3 protein-coding genes and 2 pseudogenes are annotated in these 3,826 nt (G+C 76.1%); 3 read left to right on the forward strand and 2 right to left on the reverse strand.

The window, feature by feature from the left end; all coding sequences use genetic code 11:
• Both IE312_RS40295 and IE312_RS15745 read left to right on the forward strand, forming a co-directional pair.
• Positions 1-203, forward strand: a pseudogene (locus IE312_RS40295) (esterase); the annotation flags it as partial.
• 98 nt (positions 204-301) lie between these two features.
• Positions 302-1,687 carry a hypothetical protein gene (locus IE312_RS15745; RefSeq protein ID WP_189982199.1) on the forward strand — a complete coding sequence of 462 codons (1,386 nt, stop codon included), beginning with the start codon at positions 302-304 and terminating at the stop codon, positions 1,685-1,687.
• A 78-nt stretch (positions 1,688-1,765) separates the two neighbouring features.
• On the opposite strand, the gene IE312_RS15750 is transcribed toward IE312_RS15745, so the two are convergent.
• A complete protein-coding gene (locus IE312_RS15750) occupies positions 1,766-3,100 on the reverse strand; it encodes a PH domain-containing protein (protein ID WP_189982201.1) in 1,335 nt (444 codons plus the stop codon).
• On the reverse strand, positions 3,097-3,600 hold the full coding sequence (locus IE312_RS15755) for a PH domain-containing protein (RefSeq protein WP_189982203.1): 504 nt from the start codon (positions 3,598-3,600) through the stop codon (positions 3,097-3,099). The genes IE312_RS15750 and IE312_RS15755 overlap by 4 nt, the downstream gene beginning before the upstream one ends.
• Positions 3,601-3,631: 31 nt before the next feature.
• On the opposite strand from IE312_RS15755, the pseudogene IE312_RS40300 reads away from it, so the two are divergent.
• A pseudogene (locus IE312_RS40300) lies at positions 3,632-3,826 on the forward strand (NADH-quinone oxidoreductase subunit D); the annotation flags it as partial.

Consider the following 3,826-nt stretch of genomic DNA (forward strand, 5'->3'; position numbering starts at 1 on the left):
ACACCTCGCTGCTCGTCACCAGCAGCAAGGTGGGCGAGCGCAACTACAAGGCCACGACGCGGTTCATAGAGCGGGTGCAGGCCACGGACCTGACCCGGATCTCGTCGATCATCCTGGAGAGCGGCGGGCACAACTTCAACACCTGGCGGCGCGAGATCCCGCCGACCCTCCAGTGGATCAGCGGGCGGCTCACCGACCGCTGAGCGGGCGGGGCCCCCGGCGGCCCGTGAAGGCAGCGGCGTGGCCGGGTTTTTACGGGGCGGGGGCCCATGATCCGCCTACGCGCGGTAAGTTTCTGGCCATGCCACGTGGACGCCACCGCCATTCCCCGCCTCTGCACCGGCTGTTGCCCCCGTCGGCGATCGCCGGCGTCTCCGTCGCCTGCGCGCTGGGTCCCTGGGTGTTCTCCGAGGCCACCGTGTTGCGCGCACTGGCCGCCGCGGCCGCCGCGACGGCGGTCGTCGGCGCGGTCGTGATGCGCCGCTGGGACACGCAGGCGGGCAAGCAGGTCGCCGAACTCATGCGCGCGCGTGCCGGCGACGAGTGGCGGTTCGAGGAACGGGTCGCCGAACTGGAGACCGACCTGGAGGAGTCGCGCGAACTGCGCGCCAAGCTGGAGCAGCGGCTGCGCGCCAAGCGGGCCGAGCTGGCCGGCCTGCGCAACGAGCACGCGGCCCTGCTGCGCCGGTACGCCACGGCGGAGACGGAGCGCGCCAGCGCCCTGGAGGGCCGCCGGCTGCTGGAGCTCGAGACGGCGGAGCCCGATCCGTCGCCGCCCGCGCTGCCGCCCGCGCCGGGTTCCCGGTCGCGGACGGCCGGCACCGAGGCCCCCGCGGGCCCGGCGGGCGCCGGGGAGGAGCCGACGGCGTACGCGGTGTTCTCGTCCGAGGGCGCCCGTCTCTACCGGCAGGCGCTGACGGCGCTGGCCCGCTTCGACCGGGGCGCCCCGGGCGGGGCGGGGCCGGAGTCCGGCGGTGCGGCCGGGCCTCTCGCCGGCACCGGGGCGGAGACCGAGTCGGACGCCGAGCCCGTCGCCGAGTCCGACGCCGCGGAGGCCGGCGAGCCGGAGACCGCGCTGACCGAGCCCGCCGAGCCCGCCGAGGCGGACGTAGACGCGGATGCGGACACGGACGCGCATGCGGAAGCCGGTGCGGACGCCGGGGCCTCCGAGGCCTCCGAGGCCTCCGGGGCCGACGCGCCGGAGGCTCCCGAGGAGCACGCGTCCGGGGCCGGTGCCGTCGCCAAAGGAGAAGGCGGCGCGGAGGCCGTGAGGGACGGCGCGGAGGCCGTTTCGGAGGGCGCGGAGGCCGTGTCGGACGGCGCGGACGCCTCCCCGGCGGCCGAGGCCGTCAGGCCCGCGGGGCAGCCGCCCGCCGGGCACTTCACGGTGCCGACCGCGGTGGCCGTCGTACCGGCTGCGCCCGCGCGGCGGCCGGTGGTCGAGGGCGGCTTTGACTTCTTCGGCACCCAGAAGGACGCGTCGAAGGCCACGCTGGACTCCGTGCAGAACGAGGACCTCGCCGACGTCGTCGGCCCGGAGGCGCTCGCCGTGCACAAGGCCGAGGCGGAGGCCGGCTTCAAGCCCGCCGACGCGCGGTCCCGGGAGGTCGGCCAGATCATCGACCTGACGGCGCACGACGAGACCGAGCAGATCGACGTCCAGCGCCTGCGCAGCGCCGCTTCCTGAGCCGCCGTCAGCCGCACCGCCGGGCCCGGTCCCCCGCGAGGGAGCCGGGCCCGCGGTGTGAGAACGGCGGGAGCGGGGTCAGCCCTTGGCCATCCAGCGGTCGGGACCCGCGGTGCGACGGCCGGTGCGCGAGCGTTCCGCCTGCTCGTGGAGGAAGCGTGCGGCCTCCCGGACGTCACGCAGACGGGCCGTCACGGTCTTGTCCGCTCCCGTGTCCACGTGGACGTCGGCGAGCCCCCACAGGCGCCCCCAGGGCCCCTGGGTGAGCCGTACGCTCTGGACCTTGGCGTGCGGGACGAGCGAGAGCCGGCGGCGCAGCAGACCGCTGCGGGCGGCGAACACCGCGCCGGTGACCGCGAGCCGTTGGCCGCGCCACCACACCGGCACGCACCACCGGGCCCGCCGCGGCACCCGGGACAGCTCCCGGGGCACCGTCACGCCGGGCAGCACGCGCGCGACGACGGACTCGGCGACCGCGCGCGGGGCGACCGGGATCAGCACCGAGTTGTCGGACCCGGCCACGTCCAGCTCCACCCGCACCCAGCCGCGCCCGCGCCACAGCAGCGGCTCCACGATCCGCACGGTCTGCACCCGGCCGGGCGGCACCGTCTCGTGCGCCCGGTCGAGCAGCCCGTGGTCGATGCGCAGCCCGTCCGGCGACTCGCCGACCGTCCAGTCGAACTCGGTGACGAACCGGCCCCCGCTGCGCGCGCCGGCCGCGCCGAACAGCGGCAGGGCGGTGGCCAGCACGGTCCACACGTTCTGCGTGACGAGCCACAGCACGGCCGGTACGACGAGCGCGGTGCCCAGCGAGCCCCAGGTGGCGCCGGTCAGCAGCAGGGAGCGGACCAGCTCGCGCGGCGGCACGTGCAGCAGCACCCGCGCCGGCGCCTCTCCGACCTCGTGCGCCGTCTCGGGCGCGAAACCGGCCGCGCGCGCCAGCAGCTCCGCGCGCAGCGCCCGGGCTTCCCGCTCGCCCAGGAAGGCCAGCTCGTCCTTGTCGTCGGTGCCGACGACGTCGATCCGCAGTTTGGCCACGCCCGCCACGCGCGCGAGGAGCGGACGGGAGACGTCCACGGCCTGGATCCGCTCCAGCCGGATGTGCGCGGTGCGCCGGAACAGCAGCCCGGTGCGTATCCGCAGCTCGGTGTCGGTGACGGCGTAGTGCGTGAACCACCAGCTCAGGAAGCCGTAGAGGCCGGCCGCCGGCACCAGCACCGCGAGGCCGAGCAGCAGGGCGGTGCCGGTCAGCCGGGTGAGCTGTTCGTGGGCACCGTTCGGGTCGTGCACCGTCCAGCCGGCCAGCACGGCCAGCGGCGCCCAGGCGCGGCGGAAGGGCGTGACCGGGTGCAGCCGGCGCTCGGTGACGGGCGGGTGCTCCGGTATGCCGCCGTCCCGGCCGGGGGGCGTCACAGGCCCGCCGATCGTGCCTCGCCCAGCTCGGTCAGCCGGTCGCGCAGGCGCTCCGCCTCGGCCGGGTCCAGGCCGGGGATGGTCGCGTCGGTCGCAGCGGCGGCCGTGTGCAGCTGCACGGTGGCCAGTCCGAAGCGCCGCTCCAGGGGGCCCGAGGTCACCTCCACGAGTTGCATCCGCCCGTACGGCACCACGGTCTCCTCGCGCCACAGCACACCGCGGCTGATCAGCAGGTCGTCGGCGCGCTCGGTGTACCGCCAGGAGCGCCAGTTGCGCCCCAGCAGCCGCCAGCACCAGGCGGCGCACGCCGGCGGCAGCAGCGCGCAGGCCGCCCACGGCGGCCCCGCCAGGAGCCCGGGCAGCAGCCCCGCGGCAGCCGCGGCCACCCCCGTCCACACCAGCAGCAGCAGTCGGCGCACGCGCAACAGCCCGGGCTGCAGCCCGCGCCACGCCGGCTGGTCCGCCGGCACTCCGGTCCCCGCGGGACTCCCCGTTTCCATGGGCTCAGCGTACGTAGGGGAAACTGGGGCCATGACTCCTACGACGGAGACCACGGTCGGTATCGGCGGCGCGGCGGAGAGCACCGACATGGTGCTCAACATCGGGCCCCAGCACCCGTCCACGCACGGTGTGCTGCGGCTCAGGCTCGTGCTGGACGGCGAGCGCATCATGCACGCGGAGCCGGTCATCGGCTACATGCACCGCGGTGCCGAGAAGCTCTTCGAG

The organism is Streptomyces capoamus (assembly GCF_014654935.1).
Classification (GTDB): Bacteria; Actinomycetota; Actinomycetes; order Streptomycetales; family Streptomycetaceae; genus Streptomyces; species Streptomyces capoamus.